Source organism: bacterium, from assembly GCA_009926305.1.
Classification (GTDB): domain Bacteria; phylum Bdellovibrionota_C; class UBA2361; order UBA2361; family RFPC01; genus RFPC01.
Genome location: RFPC01000252.1, coordinates 1 through 1,160, shown reverse-complemented (window position 1 = coordinate 1,160; position 1,160 = coordinate 1). Strand labels below are relative to the sequence as shown.

The window sequence follows — 1,160 nt, the reverse complement described above, 5'->3', positions numbered from 1 at the left end:
CGTACTGCTTCCCTATGAGCATTCACACCAAGTCTACACCATCCCAAAGCGGCTCCGTCCTTACTTTAAGTTTAACCGGAAGCTTCTTTCGAAACTTTACACAGCCGCCAAGCTTGCCTGGAATGACTTAGTAGAAGACGCCTTTCCCTCGGATTGGAAAACTGGCTCGGTGATGGCGCTTCACACTGCTGGAGACCTGCTGAACTTCCATCCGCATATCCACAGCCTTGGACTGCACGGTGCTTTAGACCCAGATGGGAACTTTCATCTCCTTAATTCAGTCGACACAGAGTATCTCTCTCGCCAGTTTTCTGAGTATGTGTTTGACGCCCTCCTTGAAGCAGAACTCCTAGAGCAACAAACGGTAGATGACATGAAATGTTGGGAGCACTCAGGCTTTCACGTCTTTGTTGGAGAGCCGGTATCAGCCGATGACGAAGACGCTCGGCGATTCCTTGCTCGCTACCTCAAGAAGTCCCCGGTGATGAACCCTCGGCTCGAAATCATTGAAACAGACGAAGAACCAATCGTTCGAGTCCACAAGCTGACTGATGACGGCTCTCAAACAAGAGACTTCGACCCGTTGTCGTTCCTTGCAGAACTCGCTCAGCACATCCCTGACATGTGGGAACAAACCACTAGGTATGTCGGTGTCTACTCAGCGCGCACTCGCGGTGCGAAACGTCTCCAGCTCGATTTTCCTGAACCCCTGCCTGAAATAGATCCCCCTGAGCACCCCTCTACCTATTGGGCAGCTTGTATGAAGCGGGTATTCGAGTTGGATCCGCTCGAATGCCCCAAGTGTGGCGCTACCATGAAAATTAAAGCGTTCGTACAAGAACAATCTGAGATAGAGCGGCTTTGCAAAAATCTCGGTGAAGTCCCTTGGAGAGCACCGCCACCCATCAAGCTCCCTCTACAGCACGCCGCTTAGAGCAAAACAACACCGTGAAAGATACCGGTGCAGAACAGGTGCGCTCAGAAACTGCAAAATTCGCACGAATATCTTGTACTCCAAATGCCCTCGTCAGTTGGGCAACCACTCAAGTCAGTTCCTCTCATCAAAAACAGCTTAAACAGCACTGAATCAAACGCTCAAAGCTATTGAGCAACTCTATTCACTCTAACAGACTAACAACTCGGCGCTTTTAAGATTTCCT

The 1,160-nt window shown here is 50.1% G+C and carries 1 protein-coding gene; it reads left to right on the top strand.

The annotated features are described in order from the left end of the window. Nucleotides 1–934, top strand: a 934-nt coding sequence (locus EBR25_14285; protein ID NBW42138.1) for a hypothetical protein, incomplete at its 5' end; no start/stop codon positions are given. Nucleotides 935–1,160: the final 226 nt, after the last annotated feature.